Source organism: Nocardia higoensis (assembly GCF_015477835.1).
GTDB classification, from domain to species: domain Bacteria; phylum Actinomycetota; class Actinomycetes; order Mycobacteriales; family Mycobacteriaceae; genus Nocardia; species Nocardia higoensis_A.
In genome coordinates this window covers 26,668-46,530 of sequence record NZ_JADLQN010000001.1, presented here as the reverse complement: position 1 = coordinate 46,530, position 19,863 = coordinate 26,668, and the positions used below count along the sequence as shown (strand labels likewise).

At 65.8% G+C, this 19,863-nt stretch carries 15 protein-coding genes and 1 pseudogene; 8 read left to right on the top strand and 8 right to left on the bottom strand.

Going from position 1 to position 19,863, the window contains the following annotated elements; genetic code table 11:
• Positions 1-2 precede the first annotated feature (2 nt).
• Both IU449_RS00230 and IU449_RS00225 read left to right on the top strand, forming a co-directional pair.
• Positions 3-1,358 carry a phosphoribosyltransferase gene (locus IU449_RS00230; protein ID WP_194999958.1) on the top strand — a complete coding sequence of 452 codons (1,356 nt, stop codon included), beginning with the start codon at positions 3-5 and terminating at the stop codon, positions 1,356-1,358.
• The gene (locus tag IU449_RS00225; protein WP_228803584.1) at positions 1,355-2,266 is read left to right on the top strand and encodes a ribose-phosphate diphosphokinase; all 912 of its coding nucleotides are present in this window, start codon (positions 1,355-1,357) and stop codon (positions 2,264-2,266) included. The genes IU449_RS00230 and IU449_RS00225 overlap by 4 nt, the downstream gene beginning before the upstream one ends.
• Positions 2,267-2,495: 229 nt before the next feature.
• Here the strand turns inward: IU449_RS00225 and IU449_RS00220 are convergent, their stop codons facing one another.
• Positions 2,496-3,452 (bottom strand): alpha/beta hydrolase, encoded by a 957-nt coding sequence (locus IU449_RS00220; RefSeq protein WP_324188022.1) that lies wholly within the window; start codon positions 3,450-3,452, stop codon positions 2,496-2,498.
• Complete coding sequence (locus IU449_RS00215) at positions 3,449-4,309, bottom strand: SPFH domain-containing protein (RefSeq protein ID WP_416382144.1); 861 nt, start codon at positions 4,307-4,309, stop codon at positions 3,449-3,451. Before IU449_RS00215 ends, IU449_RS00220 begins: the two co-directional genes overlap by 4 nt.
• A 291-nt stretch (positions 4,310-4,600) precedes the next feature.
• Here IU449_RS00215 and IU449_RS00210 point away from each other — a divergent pair, with 291 nt between their 5' ends.
• Positions 4,601-5,929, top strand: a complete 1,329-nt coding sequence (locus IU449_RS00210; RefSeq protein ID WP_194999956.1) for a phosphoribosyltransferase family protein — start codon at positions 4,601-4,603, stop codon at positions 5,927-5,929.
• Between the two features lie 77 nt (positions 5,930-6,006).
• Here IU449_RS00210 and IU449_RS00205 read toward each other — a convergent pair whose 3' ends face one another.
• From IU449_RS00205 to IU449_RS00190, 4 genes are all read right to left on the bottom strand, one after another.
• Positions 6,007-7,905, bottom strand: a complete 1,899-nt coding sequence (locus IU449_RS00205; protein WP_194999955.1) for an adenosylcobalamin-dependent ribonucleoside-diphosphate reductase — start codon at positions 7,903-7,905, stop codon at positions 6,007-6,009.
• A gap of 139 nt (positions 7,906-8,044) precedes the next feature.
• Entirely contained in the window at positions 8,045-9,457 is a 1,413-nt protein-coding gene (locus IU449_RS00200; RefSeq protein ID WP_194999954.1) for a wax ester/triacylglycerol synthase family O-acyltransferase, read from the bottom strand.
• 215 nt (positions 9,458-9,672) lie between these two features.
• Positions 9,673-12,135: an FHA domain-containing protein gene (locus IU449_RS00195; protein ID WP_194999953.1), complete on the bottom strand. Its 2,463-nt coding sequence runs from the start codon at positions 12,133-12,135 to the stop codon at positions 9,673-9,675.
• Between the two features lie 666 nt (positions 12,136-12,801).
• The gene (locus tag IU449_RS00190; RefSeq protein WP_194999952.1) at positions 12,802-13,485 is read right to left on the bottom strand and encodes a cutinase family protein; all 684 of its coding nucleotides are present in this window, start codon (positions 13,483-13,485) and stop codon (positions 12,802-12,804) included.
• Positions 13,486-13,736: 251 nt separating this feature from the next.
• Between IU449_RS00190 and IU449_RS00185 the strand changes: the two genes are divergently transcribed.
• Positions 13,737-14,327, top strand: a complete 591-nt coding sequence (locus IU449_RS00185; protein ID WP_195002206.1) for a hypothetical protein — start codon at positions 13,737-13,739, stop codon at positions 14,325-14,327.
• A gap of 196 nt (positions 14,328-14,523) precedes the next feature.
• On the opposite strand, the pseudogene IU449_RS28755 reads toward IU449_RS00185, so the two are convergent.
• A pseudogene (locus IU449_RS28755) lies at positions 14,524-15,164 on the bottom strand (IS3 family transposase); the annotation flags it as partial.
• Between the two features lie 60 nt (positions 15,165-15,224).
• Here IU449_RS28755 and IU449_RS00175 point away from each other — a divergent pair.
• From IU449_RS00175 to IU449_RS00160, 4 genes are all read left to right on the top strand, one after another.
• On the top strand, positions 15,225-15,527 hold the full coding sequence (locus IU449_RS00175; RefSeq protein ID WP_194999950.1) for a hypothetical protein: 303 nt from the start codon (positions 15,225-15,227) through the stop codon (positions 15,525-15,527).
• Positions 15,528-15,611: 84 nt separating this feature from the next.
• Positions 15,612-15,959, top strand: a complete 348-nt coding sequence (locus tag IU449_RS00170) for a hypothetical protein (protein ID WP_194999949.1) — start codon at positions 15,612-15,614, stop codon at positions 15,957-15,959.
• 322 nt (positions 15,960-16,281) lie between these two features.
• Positions 16,282-17,250 carry an HNH endonuclease gene (locus IU449_RS00165; protein ID WP_194999948.1) on the top strand — a complete coding sequence of 323 codons (969 nt, stop codon included), beginning with the start codon at positions 16,282-16,284 and terminating at the stop codon, positions 17,248-17,250.
• 382 nt (positions 17,251-17,632) lie between these two features.
• A complete protein-coding gene (locus IU449_RS00160; RefSeq protein WP_194999947.1) occupies positions 17,633-17,875 on the top strand; it encodes a hypothetical protein in 243 nt (80 codons plus the stop codon).
• Between the two features lie 423 nt (positions 17,876-18,298).
• Here the strand turns inward: IU449_RS00160 and IU449_RS00155 are convergent, their stop codons facing one another.
• Complete coding sequence (locus IU449_RS00155; RefSeq protein ID WP_194999946.1) at positions 18,299-19,786, bottom strand: Fic family protein; 1,488 nt, start codon at positions 19,784-19,786, stop codon at positions 18,299-18,301.
• Between the last annotated feature and the right edge of the window lie 77 nt (positions 19,787-19,863).

Here is a 19,863-nt window from a genome sequence, read left to right as displayed (position 1 = left end):
CGATGTTGTTCGACGATCGCCGTGACGCCGGACGTCGGCTGGCGGAGCGGCTGGAGTATCTCCGAGAAGAGGATGTCGTCGTGGTCGGCCTGCCACGGGGCGGTGTTCCGGTGGCCTACGAGGTCGCGCGGGCGCTGGATGCACCGCTGGATGTGATCGTGGTGCGCAAACTCGGTGTCCCTTACCAGCCGGAGCTCGCTTTCGGCGCGATCGGCGAGGACGACGTCCTGGTGATCAACGATGTCGTCGTCGCCTACGCGAAACTCACGCGCGAGGAAATGTCGACCGTCGAGCGGCGCGAACGCGACGAGCTGGCGCGGCGGGCTGAGCGGTTGCGGCGCGCGCACCCGCGTGTCCCGCTGTCGGGCCGCACTGTGCTGATCGTCGATGATGGCATCGCCACAGGCGCGACCGCGCGTGCCGCCTGCCAGGTGGCGTGGGCACAGGGCGCGCAGCGGGTTGTGCTGGCCGTTCCGGTCGCGCCCCGCGACACGCTGGCGGTGCTGGCGGACGAATCCGACGAGGTGGTCTGCCTGGAGGTGCCGGTGTGGTTCGGCGCTGTCGGCAGCTGGTATCGCCGGTTCGGCCAGGTCTCCGACTCCGAGGTCGTCGAGCTGCTGCGCCGGGCCGCTGGAGCAGAGTGGGAGTCTCAGGCGGAGCCGGCGGTCGATCCGCCGTTGCGGGACGACGAAGTGCTGGTGCGGACGGGAGGGGTCGAACTGGCCGGGTATCTCACCGTCCCGGAGAATCCGATCGGGATGGTGGTGTTCGCACATGGAAGTGGCAGCGGACGCCACAGCCCCCGCAACCGCTATGTGGCTGAGCTGCTGAACCGAGTCGGGTTGGGCACGCTGCTTGTCGATCTGCTCACCGCGGACGAGGAGATCCATCAGGCGCGGGTTTTCGATATAGAACTGCTGGCGCGGCGGCTGGTCGACGTCACCAGCTGGTTGACCCACCGGGAAGAGGTCACCGGACTGCGGATCGGGTACCTCGGGGCCGGCACGGGTGCCGCCGCGGCGCTTCGGGCGGCGGCCGACCCGAAGATGAAGATCGCCGCGGTGGTGTCGCGTGGCGGCAGGCCGGATCTCGCCGGTGCGGCTCTCGCGGCGGTTCGGGCTCCGACTCTGCTGATCGTCGGCGGCCACGACCATGTCGCGCTGGAGCTGAACCGTCTTGCGGCGCAGGAGATGTCGTGTGTGACCGAACTGGCGGTGGTGCCCGGCGCCACGCACCTGTTCGCCGAGCCGGGCGCGTTGGAGAAGGTCGCCGAACTCGCCGGCGACTGGCTGATCGACCAGTTGACACTCGCGGCCGCGGGCGACGACCGAACCGGCTCGACGAGCACACGGCCATGACAACGATGCGGGTTCTGTCCGGCGGCGCCAACCCGCCGCTCGCCGCCGCTGTCGCCGACCTGCTCGACGCCGGGCCTGCCGACTGCGTGATCGACCGCTTTCCCGACGGTGAAGTGCGGCCGATCGTCGACCGTGTCTGCGGAAACGACGTATTCGTCGTGCAGCCGACATCGCCGCCGGTCGGTGATCACCTCGTTGAGCTGCTGCTGTTGCTCGATGCGTGCCGACGATCCCGCGCCGCCCGGGTGACCGCGGTCGTCCCGTATTTCGGGTACGCGCGCCAAGATCGCCGCACCCGCTCCGGGCAGGCCCTGGGAGTACGGGTCGCCGCCGACGCGATCGCGAACGCGGGTGCTGATCGGCTCGTGGTCGTCGACCCGCACACGCCCACCCTGGAAGCGATCTGTTCGATACCGGTGGAGACGCTGACCGCGGTTCCGCTGCTGTCGAGCAGAATTTCGCCAGGGCGGTCCGAGCTCACTGTTGTCGTCGCACCCGACCTGGGTGCGGCGAAGCTAGCCGAGCAGTACGCGGCTGCTGTGCCGGATTCGGTCGCGCTTGTGCGCAAGTTCCGCGAGAGTGGCGCGACCGTCACCGCTGTGCAGGTCCTCGGTGATATCGGCGGTCGTCACGCGGTGGTGGTCGACGACATGATCTCCACCGGCGCCACCATCGAGGCCGCGGTGCGACTGCTGCACCACCATGCCGGCGACATCGTCGTGGCCGCCACGCACGGGCCCCTGACGCCCGACGCGACGAGACGCCTCCGTGGCCTCGGCCTACGTCGCGTCGTGGTGACCGACACTATCGCCCATCAGGACGCGGCCGCGCCGATCGAAGTCTGCTCGATCGCCCCGCTGCTCGCCGAAACCATCGCGCGCCTCCACCACGATCAGCCGCTGCACTAGCCGCGCACCCACGCCTGACGGCGGCACGAGACCGGACATCCGGACGTCGGGTGCGAAGGGCGGAGGCACCTCGAGTTCCCGGGCGCACGCCGACTCCCAGTTCTCCGGCGTGCCGAAGCAGAGGAAGTCGGTGACGACTGCCGGGAGGCTACTGTGCCGCTCGCCCGCAGGTCGATCGTTCCGGAGGCGGAGGACCTCGCCGGTTCTGTGGTGGGCGCTGCCGGTGTCGTCAGACGCTGTCGGTGTCGTCGGACGCCGTGGGCCCAAGATCTTGTCCTTGACAGCCCGATGTCCCTGATTGTTCTGCCGCGGGGCGGGCGACGTCGGGGCCGGTGACTGGTTCGCGGATCACGTTGGTGATGAGTTCGCCGAAGGAGTGGGGGTCGTGCATGAGCCAGGTGTGCCCGCCGGGCACGGTGACGGTGTGCGGGTCACCGAGGGCGGTCTGCAGCGACATCGAGGTGGATTCGGGGATGACCGTGTCTCGCTTGCTCCACACTATGAAGATGGGGAGTCGGCGTTCGGCGAGCGCAGCGAGTTCGGAGGCCAGGTTGGCGGTTCGGGCGAGGTGGGCGACTTCCCACACCGCGGTCGGGTTCCGCAGTATGTTCGGCACCGCATCGCGCAGGATCACCGGCAGGACCCGGGTGAGTTGGCGCCGGGGCAGCAGGTCGGCCTGCAGGTGCAGGCCCCAGTCCCACAGCGGGCGTTCGCGCAGCGCGCGTACCACTCCACGGCCGTCGGTCCACGCCGAGCCACCGATGGAGTTCACGAGTACGAGCCGCTCGGCGAGGTCGGGTAGGTCGTGGGCGGTTTTGATCGCGACGCCGCCGCCGAAGGAATGCCCGACCACGGTCGCCGGTCGAGGTAGACCGATCGTGTCGGCGAAGTGGCCCACCCATTGTGCGTATCCGGCGAGGGTTCGGTGCTCGACCGGGAGGCTGGCGGTGCCGCCGAACCCGGGAAGCGCCGGGACGTACACGCGCAGTCCCATTCGGGTGAGCTGTTCGAGCGGGCGGGCATAGGCCGGCCCGCCCAGTCCCCACCCGTGCAGGAAGAGCACGCTGGGGCCGGACCCGCCGACCGCGTAGCGGGCGGTGCGGCCCTCGACCGGAATCGATCGCCACCGCAGTCGAGTAGAACGATGCTGTGGTGGCCGTTTCGCGTTCGTACCTTCTTCCCTCACGGTCGGTCCGGCGTGTGCGCTGTGGCCGCGGTGCTCGCTGTCCCGTTGCGTATCGGTGTCGACACCGGGGGCGGCTGGGTGGTGCGGGTCAGGGTCGTGGAGGCGGTGGTTTCGCGGGCGAAGAAGGCGCCGATGTCACCGATCGCGCTCATCAGCGGTGCCGGGAACACGACGGTGGTGTTCTTGTCGACGCCCAGTTCGAGGAGGGTCTGCAGGTTGCGTAGTTGCAGGGCCAGCGGATGAGCCATCATGGTGTCGGAGGCAGCACCGAGTGCCGCGGCGGCCATGGACTCGCCTTCGGCGGCAATGATCTTGGCTCGCTTCTCCCGTTCGGCTTCGGCTTGGCGAGCCATCGCCCGTTTCATGGTGTCGGGCAGTTGAATGTCCTTCAACTCGACCAGCGTGACTTCGACACCCCACTCGAGAGTGGTCGTGTCGAGGATCTGCCGGATATCGGCATTGATCGTGTCGGTCTCGGCCAGAGCTTGGTCGAGAGTGTGCTGCCCGACGACTTTACGGAGCGTGGTTTGGGCGATCTGGTCGATTGCGGCGTAGACGTTTTCGATCGCGACGACCGATTTCTCGGCGTCGACGACACGAAAGTAGGCAACAGCGGAGATATCTACGCTGACATTGTCGCGGGTGATGATGCCTTGCGATTGAATCGGCATAGTGACAATACGCATCGACACCTTTCGCAGCCGATCGATCACCGGAATGATGAACCTCAACCCAGGCTCCCTGACCGCGATCACCCGCCCGAGACGGAACAAAACTCCCTTCTCGTACTGGGTCACCACCCGAATCGACAGCCACCCCACGATCAGTGTCACGATGAGCACTACGACGACAATCACGAGTGCATCCACAACTTCTCCCTATCGACGCGAATCCGGGTCGGCATCTGACAACGGGGTTGTTGACGGAGTTGCCGACAAATGCCGACACAAAGGCCACCAGAGGGCCGCTCGACGCGCATACCCGCGACGATCGCGGCTCACCACCCTCCAGACTGCGGCCCTGTACACCGATTCCACAGTGCCGAACGGCACCACCCGCTGGGTACTTCGTCGGCGAAGAACGACTGGACCTTGTCGTCATCGGTGACCCGCCACCATCCTGGAGTGGACCGCTGAGGAGGTAATCCGATGCTGTTTCATGATCGTCGTGACGCCGGTCGGAAGCTGGCGGCGCGGATGCAGTCCCTGCACGGTGCGGACGTCGTCGTGCTCGGCCTACCCCGTGGTGGTGTGCCGGTCGCGTTCGAGGTGGCGCGGGCGCTGGAGGCGCCGCTGGATGTGATCGTGGTGCGCAAACTCGGTGTGCCGCACCAGCCGGAGCTGGCGTTCGGCGCGATCGGTGAGGACGACGTACGGGTGATCAACAGTACCGTCGTGCAGCGAGCCGGGCTCACCGACGAGGAGATGGCCACGGTGCAACGCCATCAGCGCGAGGAGCTCACACGGCGGGTCGACCGGTTCCGGGGCATTCGGCCACGGATTTCGCTCGCCGACCGCACCGCGGTGATCGTCGACGACGGCATCGCCACCGGCGCCACCGCCCGTGCCGCATGCCAGGTCGCTCGGGCACACGGCGCAGCGCGGGTCGTGCTGGCCGTTCCGGTCGGGGCGCGAGACACGCTCGCGGCATTGGCGGAGAGCGCCGATGAGGTGATCTGCCTGGACGCGCCGGAGTGGTTCCTCGCGGTCGGCCAGTGGTACGAGAATTTCGAGCAGACCACCGACGACGAGGTGGCCGACCTGCTGGAGCGTGCCGCGGCCGGGACGGCGGCGCAGCAAGCAGCGGCCGGGGATCCGCCGCTACGTGATGACGAGGTGCGGGTGGTCGCGACGGGCGTCGAACTCGCGGGGCATCTCACCATCCCGAAGGATCCGATCGGTGTGGTGGTGTTCGCCCACGGCAGCGGGAGTAGCCGACACAGCCCCCGCAATCGTTACGTCGCCACGGTCCTGGAGCGAGAAGGACTGGGCACCTTGCTGTTCGATCTACTCACTCCTGAGGAAGAACTGCACCGCGCCAACGTCTTCGACATCGACCTGTTGTCACAGCGGCTGGTCGATGTCACCGGGTGGCTGACCCGTCAGGACCAGGTCGCGGGGCTGCGCATCGGATACTTCGGGGCCAGCACCGGTGCCGCGGCGGCCCTGCAGGCCGCGGCCGACCCGCGGGTACGGATTGCCGCGGTGGTCTCACGCGGCGGCCGACCCGATCTGGCTGGTGACGCACTGGCACATGTCCAGGCGCCGACACTGCTCATCGTCGGCGGTCACGACCATCTCGTCCTGGAACTCAACCGCCAGGCCGCCAAGGCGCTGTCGTGCGAAACCGCGCTGGCGGTAGTGCCGGGGGCGACGCATCTGTTCGAGGAACCGGGCGCGCTGCAGAAAGCGGCCGAACTCGCCCGCGACTGGTTCGTCGACCAGCTCACACTCGTGGGGAAGGGAGAACGGCCGTGACCTCGCTGCGTATCCTGCCCGTCAGCGACGACCCGGCCACGCTGCGGCCGTCGCCGATCGTCCAGGTGCCGATCTCATCAGGACTTTCGTTCGGTGTGGGCTGCTCCCGTGTCGGCATCGGTGGATCGATGTTCGGCGGATTCTGTGGCGAGGTGTTCGGCCCGGACAGGGTCGACGGTGGATTGGTGTGTCGTCCGAGACAGGGAGTATGAGGCAGTTCCGTCGACCGTGACTCCCGGATGCGCGGCGCAGGCGGGATCGACACAGTGCAGGACCTGGCCGGGCCTGCTGCCGGATCGGTACACGGTGATGCCTTTGACACCTGCTTTCCACGCTTGCCAGAAGATGGTTCGTACCTCGTCGGTGCCGGTGTCGGCGGGTAGGTTGATCGTCTTCGCGACGGCGGCGTCGATGTGCCGCTGCACGGCGGCCTGCATACGGATGTGCCAGATGGGGGCGATCTCATGAGCGGTGACGAAGGTGCGGCGTAGCTCCTGAGGAAGCTCGGTGCAGGCGGAAACCGTTCCGGTGGCCTCCATCTCGGCTTCGACGTCCGCTGTCCAGGCACCGAGGTCGGTGGCGCGCGCACGGAAGCGGGAATCGAGATGACGGAAGTCGTGGCCCAGGATGTGTCGGGTGTAGGCGAGAGCGTACAGCGGTTCGATGCCCGCGGAGACGTTCGCGATCACCGAGATGGTTCCGGTCGGCGCGATCGAGGTCACCTGCGCGTTCCGCAGCGGCACCCCCGTGGCCCATCGGCTGCGCGTGAACAGTGGGAACGGGCCGCGTTCGACAGCCAGTTCCGATGAGGCCGCGTGTGCCCACCGGGTGAATCGGGTCATCAGCCGCTCGGTGAAGTGCACCGCGTCTTCGCTGTCGTAGGGGAGGCCGAGGGCGGCCAGCGTGTCGGCCAGGCCCATGACACCCAACCCGATCTTGCGGGTCGCCCGGACCGCGGCGGCGCACTCAGGGGTCGGATAGTCGGCGACGTCGATCACGTCGTCCAGGAACCGCACCGCCACTCGAACTGTCTCATGCAGTCTGTGCTCATCGAGCTGGTCGCCTGCCAGGAATTCGGTGAGGTTCACCGAGCCCAGATTGCACGACTCGTTGGGCGCCAGCGGCACCTCGCCGCAAGGGTTGGTGGCCACCAGCCTGCCCAGGTCGGGCACCGGATTGGCGCGGTTGACCGCGTCGAGGAACAGCAGTCCCGGCTCACCGCCGCGCCAGGCGGACGCAGCTATCCGATCCAGCAGGGCGCGCGCCGGGATGACCCGCAGTACCTTCCCGGTCCGTGGGTCGATCAACGGGTGCGGCCGGTCCTCGGATGCGGCGAGCATGAAGTCGTCGGTGACGCCGACCGACAGATTGAAGGTGGGTAGCAGACCAGGCGTGTCCTTGGCCGTGACGAAGTCTTCGATGTCGGGATGGTGGGCGTCGAGCACTGCCATGTTCGCCGCGCGGCGCCGCCCGCCCAGGCGGATCACTCGGGAGGCAGCGTCGTACAGTTCGATGAAGGAGACCGGCCCGCTGGCCTGTCCGCCGCTGGAGGCGATGAGATCGCCGCGTCTGCGCAGTTCCGAGAAGGAGAACCCGGTACCCGCCCCGGCCTGATGCAGTAGCGCGGTGGTGCCCAAGGCATCGAAGATCGATTCGAGTGAGTCCGCTATCGGCAGCACGAAGCACCCGGACAGCACGCCGAGGGGTGTGCCCGCGTTCATCAGTGTGGGCGAATTGGGCAGGAACTCCCGAGCGCGCAGTATCGCCGAGTAACGCGCGGCCCAACGGGCCGAACTGCCTCGAAGATACCGGTCTTCGGCTGCCGCGATGTGCACCGCGACGCGATCCATCATCTGCCCTGGCGATTCGCAGATCGCCCCGGTCGCATCGCGGCGCAGGCACCGTTCGGCCAGCAACGCGATCGCGGTCGGCGTGAGGTTCAGATCGTCGTCCACCGTGTCGCGCCGGTCCACCATGGCACACCTCCTCCGCACTCGGTATGTTGCCCAGCCTCTCCGCCGGCTCCGGTGGCTATGACCGCCACGTACCGACAGGTCCTCTCGAACCCGGAACCGGCACGGCACGCTCATAGCCGTCGACACCGGTACGCATGATTCAGCGGGCGGATCGTGGTCTCGGAGGTCGGGAGCCGCCGTTACGTCCACGGATCAATTGCAGTCGGCGTTGCGCCGGTTGTCCGCGCGCATGGGCCAGCAGCACCGCGATTTCGGTCGCGACGCCCGAGGCGAGAACCTCGATATCCGGTGTGGTGTCGTAATCGCCGGTGATGCCGAACGTCAACTGGTCGACGTAGCTGAGGATCGCCACCGTGGTGCGCACTCGCATCGCGATCGGGATGCACGGCCAGATCTCCAGCACTTCCCGGCCGCCCAACGTCAGCCGGTGCTTCGGCCCGGGAATGTTGGTCGCCAGGGCGCTGACCCCCCGCTGGGGGAACCACGCCGCGATCCGGAAAACCGTCTTCCGCAACGCGGACGGCACCCGGGTGGCCAGCGACAGCAGCGACTTCTCGGCCTCGGGTTCGCCGCGGGACCGATGCCGTGCGATCCGTTCGTGGACAGCGATGAGGCGTTCGACCGGTTCGTCGATATCGATCGGCAGTTCGGCGATCATCGCCGCGACCCGGTTGTCCAGCACATCTTTCGCCTCGGTCGTCGTCCGCATCGACACCGGCACCGCGATCCTCATCTTGCCGGGCGTGGGCTGCTCGCCCCGGCCCAGCAGCAATCGCCGGTAGGCGGCGGCGATGGCAGCGACAGCGACGTCATTGACCGTCACTCCGAATGCCGCACCGATCTCGCGCACCTCCGGTAACGACGCCCGGGCCACCACATAGCGGCGTTGCTGCCCGATGGGCCCGTTCAGCGAAGACTCGGCCGCCGGCGCAACTGCCGCCAGCAGCACCGGAGCCAGGGCCCGCACAGTGCCGACGGCCAGCCGAGGCATGGTGTAAGGCAATCGAACCGCCCGGCCCGCCAATTCGAACAGGCCCGTGTGGCCGCGGCCCGCGACGCCTGCGCGCACCACGCCCGGCTCGGTCTCAGGGTCGCAGAAGCTCTCGAACAGCGTGACCCCGGAAATCCCGTCGATCATGCTGTGGTGCGCCTTGACGATCATCGCCCAGCAGTCGTCGGCCAGATGTTCGACAACGACGACCTTCCACAGCGGATGGTCGCGGTCGAGTCGTTCGCTCAGTTCGGACGCCACCAACTCCCGCAGCCCCGTCTCGTCACCCGGTTCGGCCAACGCGGTCCATCGGATATGGTGTGCCAGATCGAAATTCGGGTCCTCTTCCCATTCGGGCGCAGTGACGTCGAACGGTGCCCGACGGACCCGTTGCCGCAGTCGCCGATGACGTTCCAGACCGCGGTCCACGGCCACACGGAATTCCTCCCGTGTCGGTGGCGCTCCCCCGACGATCGCGACGACACCGATCCCGAGACCGACACGGCGATCGGTGTCTTCCATCTCCATGAATCCCGCATCCAGCGCGGTCAATTTCGTCATCGTCAACGCCTGTCCCGGCAGCCGCCGCGGCCGCTGCCCACCTCCGAGAAACTGCCACTGTCACTCCGAGAAAACTGGCACTGTCACCGGGAATACTCGCCTACGCCGGAAAACAGGCGTAGATGCCAAGGTAATCACCACAGGTGACGTTCGCCCCGAGAAGCTCTCTTTGGCCGGCGGCGCACCCACCGAGGCGAACAGCAGCGCGTTGCGCGTCAGATCCTGGCCGGGCGGGCACCGCGCCGCCGTGGCCGCAACTGGTAGAGGCGGTACCAGGCCAGCGCGAGGAAGACGGCCGCGAGACCGGCGAGGACTCCCATGTCGAGCAGCCAGGTACCGAGGGTGTGTTCCCAGAGGGGGTCCGGTCCACCATCGTGCGGTGAGAGAGTGTCGAGGTCGAGTGTGGCGGCTCCCGCACCGTAGCCCCACCGGGACGGCGACAGGTAGGACAGTTGCTCGAGCACGGGCGTGCCGGGCAGCCGCACCAGCCCGCCGGTGAGCACCAGTTGCGCCATGGACAGCACGATCAGCAGGGGCAGCGTTTTCTCCGAGGTGTCCACCGACACCGAGACCAGCAAGCCCAGTGCCAGCGACGCGATGCCGAGTAGCGCCATCGCCGTGATCAGCTCCAGCTGGACCGAGGTGAAGATCCCTTTCGGCGGAAGGCTCGTGCCGATGGTGCCGATCAGGAACAACACCGCCGCCTGGAGGACGGTGATCACCCCCAAGACCAGGACCTTCGACATCAGATAGATCGCCGGGGACAGGCCTGCCGCGCGTTCCCTGCGATAGATCGTCTGTTCCTTGACGATCTCGCGAATCGCATTGCCGGTGCCGACGAAGCAGGCGCCGAAAACCAGGATCATGAGTTTGGTCGGGGCATCGGTGTTGGTCCCGGGCGTGCCGGTGAACCCGTCGCCCGACGGCACCGCGGCGATCAACCCACCCAACAGCAACGGCATCACGCCCAGCAGCGCCACATAGCTTCGATCCGACGCGATGACCGCGAGGTATCGCCTGCACAGTGTGCTGAGCTGGCTGAGCTCGGATTGCGGCGCGGGTGGCGGAACCGGTGGGCGCTGGTGTGACACCGAGCCGACTTCCTCGGTCGGTTCGACCGCCACGTACTGCTGGAAGCGCGGGGAGTCCCGGAATTCACCGGCCCAGTCGCGGCCTTCCTCGCGGTCGAAGGCTTGGAACACTTCCGCCCAGCTGCGCTGCCCGAACTGCCGCAATCCCTCCGCGGGCGGCCCGTAGTAGGCGAGCCGGCCGCCGGGCACCAGGACCAGAAGCCGGTCGCAAGCCTCGAGATTGGCGACGCTGTGGGTGACGACGATGACGGTGCGTCCGTCGTGGGCGAGTTCGGACAGCATTTCCATGACCGTCTTGTCCAGGCCGGGGTCGAGCCCGGAGGTCGGTTCGTCGAGGAACAGCAGCGACGGTTTGGTCAGCAGCTCCAATGCGACGCTGACGCGTTTTCGTTGCCCGCCGGAGAGTTGATCGATGCGGGTGTCGGCGTGCCGGGTCAGGCCGAGTTCGGCGAGGACTTCGTCGACTCGCTGTTCGCGCTCTTCCGGGCGCGTGTCACCGGGGAAGCGCAATTCGGCCGCGTAGAGCAGGGCACGCCGGGTCGGGAGCTGGTGGTGCAGGATGTCCTCTTGCGGGACCAGTCCGATGCGGTGCCGGAGTTCTTCGTAGTCGGTGTAGAGGTCGCGTCCGTCGTAGCGGACGGTGCCCTCGGTCGCGGGCCGCAATCCGGTGACCGCGCCCAGCAGCGTCGACTTGCCCGCCCCGCTGGGTCCGATGACGCCCACGAGTGAGCGATGTGGAATGGGGAATGTCACCTCATCCAGCAGCACTTTGCCCTCGGCTGTCCGCACGGTGAGATCCTGCACGCAGACCGAGATGTCACCCGTGTCGACAGACTCCCGCAGCTCATCGCCGACCAGCCGGTACGTGGTGTGGCCCATGCCGATCAGGTCGGACTCCGCAAGGTCCGCGGCCTCGACACGGGAACCGTTGACGTAGGTGCCGTTGTGGCTGTCCAGGTCGACCAGCCGGTATCGGCCTTCGCTGATCACTCGCAGTTCGGCGTGATGGCGCGAGACCATGAGATCGGGCACGACGATGTCGTTGTCGGCGGCGCGCCCCATCCGCAGCGTGCCCGACACGATCCGGACCACCGCACTCGGACGGGCAGCAGGAGGCGACGGCCGCGACACCCGCCGGGGCAGACCCGGCTCGAACTGGGTAGCCGTGGCTTCGTCCTCGAGGTCGTAGCCGGGATCAGGGACGACCACCGTGTCACCGCCCCGATCGCCATCCGGCTGCGACTCGTGGTTCGGTGACGTTTCCAGCGAGCAGGCCAACTGCTCACCGTCCATAGCGTGTCCGAGTTGGAAGGTCTCGTCGTGATCGATCACCATCCGCTCGACGCGATGACCATCGAAGAATGTGCCGTTGCGGCTGTGCGCGTCCTCGATTTCCCAACCATCCGCTCCGCGCTCCAGGACCGCATGCAGAGAGGAGACCCGCGGATCGGTGACGACGATGTCGGCGTCGGGATCGCGGCCGATATTGTATGCGCCCCCGGCGCGTAATCGGTAGACGCGTTCTCGCGTCTGTACCACCAGAACGGGCGAGTCGGAAAATTCCGTGGAGGAATGCTCATCCGCCATAACGGGAGTATACGACCGGACCGCACTCGTGTCCGCAACGTTCGACTCCCCGCCACCGCCTCCGTGGACGTCCACACCCCCACACATCCGCGCGTGCACCGCGCTGACCAGGCCGAATCGACCTCACGAACAGGAGTCCGCCGGGCCCTTCCGTAGCGAACCCAATAGCGAATCCATTGATGTCGACGCGGCCCCGAAAATGTACCGGCGTTCGCGGTAACATTTCGATCGACTCCTCCGGGAGATCGAGGCGGAATATTTCTCGAGCGTTTCGATTTGCCTCCGATGTTATGGATGATTTTTGGTTCGGTGCGGTGGCGCACCCAGTTCCGATCGGAGTTCGACATCGTCCTCGCCACCCACGCCGAGGGCATGCGAGGCGTTCGCGAACCGGTCGATCCCTCGGCCGAACATCCGGACAGCGGACGCGAACGACTCCGGACGATGGCCCGAGCGCGCGCCGTCAGCTCGATGACCGACCTCTGCTACCACCACGTGGTGCACCAGGGAGATCGTGAGCAGGGCTCACTCGCGCTCGAACCGCGCCCGGCCACTCGCGTGCCGCCGAACAGCCTCGACGTGACAACGGGTATCCGGGTGCGCTCGGAGCCGACCGCACCCGGTACCAACGCTCGACGCCGCGTCGGCTCGGGACGGGCCGGACGCCTACAGCCGCTCCGCGGCGAACAATGCCGCGGCCGAGACGGATTCGCCGTAGCGGGTGTGCGCCCCGTAATCGACGTCGGGCGGCAGGGTGTTCGGCTTCGGGTTGCAGACCGGATCCTTCGGCACACAGTACTGCGCGGCCCGCCCGGTGTAGGGTTCCGGCACCACATCGTTGTACGCGTGGATCGGGCTGGCGAAGAGCAGGACGGCGGCGATCCGCGGAGCGAGCACGGCCGGGATCACCACGGCGGGCGCGGCATCGTCGCTGGCCATCCCGAGCGTATTGGAAACCACCTCACCGCCTTGCGAATACCCCGCGAGCACGAACTTCGCCGCTGGGCACTCGACAGCCCGCACGACCAGGTGGGCGACGAGGTCGACGGAACCGATCGCGCGGGAACGAGGGCCGGTGCCGTCAGCGGGGTAGGACACGTTGTACAGGGTCCAGCTCACATCCGGGCGCGCGGCGCGCACGGCGGCGTCCAGCGGCTTCCCGACGGTCGGGTCGTCGACCGACTCCCATCGGGTCGCGACCGGCTGGGAGATGTCGGTGCCGCGCACCATGATCAGCTCCGCGTCACCACAGCCGGGCGCGGCTGCCGCCACCGGCGTGGTGAGGCCGATCCCGGCGCTGGTCAGCACAGTCGCCAGAACAGCGGCGGCGCTGGTCATCGAAGAGGTCATGGTTCCTCCGCAGTGTCGTGGATCCGGAACCACAGGCCGAAGACCGGTTGTCGCCGGGCAGTGTCCCGCCGCTGTCGTCGTCCGGGTGGCGCCCGCACGATGACATGTTTTCACGCCGCCCCCTCACGCCTGGAACCGGGCAAGGCACGGGTTTGGTGCTGGAAAATGGATGCACAGAAATTCGATTTCATTGTGAAAAGCTCCGTGTCGTATTCTCATCACCCGTGAATCTCGTTGCTGCTGGCGCTGTTGTGACCGATCTCTCTTCTGGTGCATGTGCGTGGTGCTCGTCCACTGAGGACATCGCGGAGCTTCGCGGTGAACCGCGGTGCGGACGCTGCCGCGCCGCGGAAAAGACCATCGCCGCAGCTCGGAAATTCGTCGGCTTCTATGGTCTGCGACCGTTGGGCGGGTCACTGGCGTCCGATGACAAGGAAGAGCGTGAACATCGGGTCGCAGCCAAGGAGGCCTGGGCGGTCCTGAATCAGACCCGTGTACAGACACCACCGCGTGCCGCGTCCCCGTCCGGGCAGCGTAGTGCGGCCCGGACCGCGTCCACCGCCACGAAGACAAGTGGAAAGGCGACCGCGAAGACTCAGAATGTCAGGTCCCGGAAAACCCGGACCGCGGACGTTTCCCGCCCCGACTCCGCCGAGCTCTTGAGCCGGGCCGAGGCTCTGCTGGCGCAGCTTACCGAGATCGAGGAACGTCTCGCGGTCGCGCAGCAGGATTCCGGTTTGAGCGGCAAGGCCCAGGTGTCCGACTTGACCGCCAAGCGCGATTATGTGTTGCGCACGCTCGCCGCGCTGGAGAAGGCGAAGCGCGCGCTGGAGCCGGCCTGAAATTGTTGCGAGTCGGCGATACGCTGAGCATCCCGCAAGCGGGAGCGCGAAGAAGTCGTCGATTGCCGACATGAGTCCCTGGCGCACTTGCGGTGCGATCCGGTGGGCCGATGATCTGGATGAATCCCACCTCGCGGCAGGCGGTGCCGACCGCTGCCGCGACCTCCGCACAGGCCTCGGGCGTGCCACCTCTGGCCGCCACGAACAGCAGGTTCGGTGCCGACACCCGGAACTGGCCCTCCACCAGATCCGGCGCCCGCTCCGCGGCCGGGTCCGAGATGGTGGTGCGGACCTTCTTCGCTCGCACCACCCCACACCAGCCGTTGGCCCGCATCAACCGCTCGATCGTGCAGTGGGCCACCGCCAGGCCCTGTCGTTGCAGGTGGGCCCACATCTTCACCGCCCCATACAGTGATTCCGGGGCACGGCGGCCGTGTTCGTCGGGCTCGTAAATAGCCGGCCAGGATGCCGGTGACCGCGATATCCCACAACGCGCGCGCCGAGAGCGGCCGCGACGCCCACGCGTGGAAGGTTCTCGGGGCGATCTGGCATCCATGCGCCGACAACGCACGACAGATCGCAAGCGACCCCGAAACGGGCTTTGTGTTCTGCGATGAACTCGCAGATCACCGATGTCGCGGGTCGCTAGCCCGCGCGAAGAAAGATGTTGCCGGCGGAATGGATCTCGATCATCTGTTCCAGTTCGGCGATCTTGCGTTTCTGCTCCCGGATCACCCGGGCCGCCTCGGTGGAAACCCCTTCGACCTCACCTTTGTCGACCTCGGCTTGACGCACCCATTTACGCAGAGTCTCGGTGGTCATCCCCAACCCGGCCGAGTCCCGCTCGAACGTGTCGGAGCCAGCGCCGACGACGCGAGCAACCGGTTGGCCGAGGCGATGCGCGATCACCGTGAGCAGCCCGGCTACGGCCAGATCACCCGCACGACAAAGCTGATCGACCTCGCTGCGGAACCGCTGGTGGAGATGGCCGACAACGACGCCTACACCGAGGGCAATGTCGAGGACTACCGTCGCGAGGTCTACGTCTCGACGGATCGCCGCGCGAGCAAGGCGACGATCAAGATCGAGAACCCACTGGGCAATCTGCAGATCTGGCAGGCCACCGCCGGGGAGATCGATCGCCACCTCGAGCGCCTGGTGGCGCTGGGGCTGCGGAGCAAGGCCAAGCAGCACAGGTAAAAGGGCCGGGGCCGGCGGCTGGGTGCGCAAGCCGCCCCGAAGACCGACAACGGGTGGCGGCGCATCCTGCTGCCCGACTACACGGTGGTCTCGCTGCGGGAGGCGATCAAGGACCTCGAGGTGGTCGGCCAGCCCAACCCCATGGGTCTGCTCTTCCCGGCGCGCAACGGGTCGGTGCGCAGCCCGAACAACTTCGCGCGCACCTGGCGCGCGGCCCGCGGGGAGAACTTCGCCGGGATCACCCCACGCACCTTCCGCAAAGGCGTGGCCACCGCCGTCGATCACGCCTCCGGGGATCCCGAGCGCGCCGCCCACCAGCTCGGCAACACCCGCGAGGTGGCCAAGACCCACCACATCGATGTCCCCGAGACGGTGCCCGACAACCGGGCGGTTCTGGAGGCGTGGGCGCGTGGCGAAGGGCCGAAAGTGTGAGATTTCGACTGGCTCGGGTCGGACCTCCCGGCGTGTCGCGGAAACAGAAACCCCTTCCGACCGAGGTCGGAAGGGGTTTTCACTGTCGGGCTGACAGGATTTGAACCTGCGACCACTTGACCCCCAGGAAGGACGCCAGTCCATCCACGCACGTCACACACACGATGCCCACAGGGGCAGCCCCAGTCAGACCCGTGGCCGTTCATGCCCGCGTATGGCGTGTGGTCCCCAAATGGTCCCCAGCGCTACAGGTTTGTCGGGGCGCCTCGGCATACTTCAACCAGTGGTACAGCAGGTCGGCGCGTAGGAGGCGCAAGAGCACATGGGTAGCGGCGATGTACTTGATCCCGAGACGGTGACCCCGGATCGTCGTGCATGGCTGGTGATGTCGAAATCGGTGTATCTGCGGCTCGGCGGCGGGCGGAAATACGACGATGATCCCTCGAATCACTACAGCTGGGACAGCTTTGTTCCGAACTCCCGCCAAGTCAAAGTCGGCGATGTGATTGCGGTGTGGGACAACACCGAGTTGCTGGGAGTCTCGGTCATCGAGAATATCGACGTAAAGGATGGGACCAAGCACCGCGGACGCTGCCCCGGCTGCAACGAGACGGGCTTCAAACGACGCCTGCGTAAGAAGCCGACCTTCCGTTGTGACTGCGGTGCAGAGTTCGACGACCCGATCCAGGAAGAGGTGCCCGCGAAGCTGTACCGCTCGGACTACGGGCAAGCGTGGGTCGACCTGTCCGGCGTACTCGGCGGCAAGGATCTTCGCGCACTGTGCTTGAAGGACAGCTCACAGAACAGTTTTCGAGAACTGAACTGGGACAAGTTCCGCGCGGCGGTCGGCCAGAAGCTCGGCGCTGACTACCTCGCGCCGGTCGATGTCACGGCTGAACAGATCCGCGGCGGACATGCTGTACGACCGGTCCGGGTACGTCTGGGCCAAAGCAACTTCCGCAAGAAGCTCCTCGCTCGCTACGGACCTCGCTGCGCCTTCACCGGGGACCTTCACCAAGCCGTGCTTGAGGCATGCCACCTCTACAGCTACGCCAAGGTCGGCAAACACCACGAACACGGCGGGGTCCTGCTTCGCCGCGACCTGCACACCTTGTTCGACCGCGGCGACTTGGCCGTGAACAGCGTCGGCCTGCTCGACGTCTCAGAACCGTTCCGAGACTTCTCGATCTACGGCGAACTGCACGGAAAGCCGCTCGCCATCGACATCAGCACCAAGCAAGCCGACTGGTTCAAACTGCACTGGGCGATGTACCGGAAGGCGGACAACTAGCGGGCGTACGCACTCGGCCCGATCGTACGGTGTCGGCCAAATCCTTACCGATCCACTTCCGGGAGACGACGCCTCGGCGCAAGCACGGGTTGGCTCAGCTGGGCGGTGGGGTGCGTTGGGCTGTTGCTGGAACTTCTGCGTACAGGCTGCGTACCAGTGGCTCCACACTGCCAGGAGCGCGCGAATGCAGAAGGCAGAGCGCATGTCTGACCTCGGCCTTCGTAGACAGGGTGCACGGGAGGTTCCACTGTCGTCACCGTTGTCGTCAAACTGTCGTCGGTCTGGCTGACTGCGGCATCCCCCGGAATGCAATGCCGGCCAACGTGGGCGGCGCGCCCAAGATGCGCTATGCGCTATGGCTGGCGGGGCTATCGTGGCTGGCATGTCTGCGATCGAAGCCCTAGATAAGTGCCCACTGGACGGTCCGTTACCCGATGGAACCTGCCAGTATGTCGCCCGGGCCGAGCGAGGCCGTTGGGGCAAGGTGTGCAAGAAGCACGCTTATCGTCTGGACACGTACGGTGATCCGTACGCGACTCCATTGCCTCCCGACGCCGAAGAACCGACGTACGCCACGATCATGGAACGTCGGCGCCAGGGCGACCTGAACCGCAACGCCGACTGACGAGCTCGCTTCTGCTCCGGAGGCAGGTCAGCCCCTGTCTCGGCTGTACCCGGCCGGTCGGTGAACTGTGGCAAGTCGGCGACTCGGTCCGGGTCTGTCCGCCGCTGTTGTGTCGCTCATGTGTCACCGGGGCGACGGCCTGGACCACGGTTTGGCCCTGCTGGATGGCGGCCTGCGCCTAACGGCGGGCTGGCTGCGCCTGACCCTTACGGCCTGCCCTTCTCGCGTAGAGGCTCCGGGGTCAAGAGTGGGCGAAGTCCATCCCGTAGGGACGCCTTCGGCGCTCTCGACGTTAGAGGGGCGCGGGAATACAATGCAGGACGCAATCCAGCAGGGCCACGCGACCGGAGGGCGCGTGGCAGTCGGTGACATGGCTGCTAGACATCCAAGTCAGTTCGGGCATCTGGCGCCGTCGAACCGTGCCTACTGGAGGTAGCGGCCGGTCTCTCGAAGCCTAGTGCGGGCTGATTCATTGAGGCGACTGACCATATCTGCACAGACAGCATCGGCGAGAGTCTGCATGCGGGCAATCACGGAAGTCGAAATTGCGGGAAAGCAATCCTCGTACCGAAGTTTTATGACTGCACCGATTCTGTTACCGTTGTTGAGATACAACGATCGAGTCGCTGCTATCGCAAACGGAAACTGTCCATCACTACTATCGTGCAGGCCCACCCCGATCATGGCACGGGCATAAATGTCCATGTCCTGACCCTCGATATTGAGCACGAGCTCCCTACCGGTACTGTTTTCGCCGAAAAAGTGGGGTATGTAGTCGTATGGCAGCCCATCTTGATCTACGACTGAGGCCGTATCGCCACTGATGTAGTTATAGGAGCCACCGTTCTTTCTGAATATCAGCGAACCGCCGCTTTCCGAAGCAATGCGAGAAAGTCTTTCGTCTACCATTCTGCAAAATTCTCCCTGCAGCGAAGATTGAATCTCCTTCGCATTTGCAAATTCGACTGCGTCATGGCGACCTATCAACCCAAGTAATTCATCGAGCTTCTGGTCCGGACTCGGCTGACTTCGGGCCTGGACAATCTGAGTCAACTCGGACAGGGTGGCCGCGACCCTGTCGGCGGTATCCTGGACTAGAGGTCGGAAGTCGCCGTTCTGGACGGACTCCAGCCCTTGTAGGTAGAGGTGCCGCCTATCGGCATAAACGACTAACGGCACACGGTACGCTCGAAGCAGGAAGAGCGAAGCCAGTACTCGGCAAACTCTTCCGTTCCCGTCATCAAATGGATGTATCTGCGCCAAGCAGAAATGAGCGTAAGCGGCCTGAAGCACTGCCGGTGCGGCCAGGAATTCCGGACTGTTGAGTTGATCGCATAGCGTCGAAATTTCTGCTTGAACTTGTTCTGGCGGGCAATATCTATGCACTTCCCCTGACCGCATGAGCACATAATTTTCGGTCTGCTTGAACTTTCCGAGCGCGAGCGGTTTCTTGACAATCTGCTCCCGCCCTCTGACCAGAACGGTAGCGTCGATATCCCGCTGAGAACGGCAGGCTATCGCGTGGAGCTCGCAAATGAGTGTGGAAGTAATTGGCCTGCCTTCGTTAACAGATTTCTCCACATACTCAAGTGCGGCCAATAGGTCTTCGAATGTTTGACGTGTCGAACGATCAGCTTGCTCATCGAATATTTGTTCCCACCCTTCAGCTTGGGTGGCTACAGTACGGCTCTCACCCGGTCGCAGCGAATACAGATTTTCGATTGCCCCGGACTCGGCTGCAGATTCCCGTAAAACCTGTTGAATCAGCGCTTGTTGAATCTCGGTCGTGGCAGCATCGAAGTGATGAACGAAGTGCGCGTGGGCAAGTTGCAATTGGGCGTCATTGAATGGAGTAATCAGCCAATCGCTGAATGGCCGAATCGGCTGATAGGAAGACCACGCGGAAACCATGGCACGCATCCTAAGCCGGAGACATGGGGTCACGGGCCGCATTGGGCTCCCCGTAACAGCTAACCACCTGTCGAGCC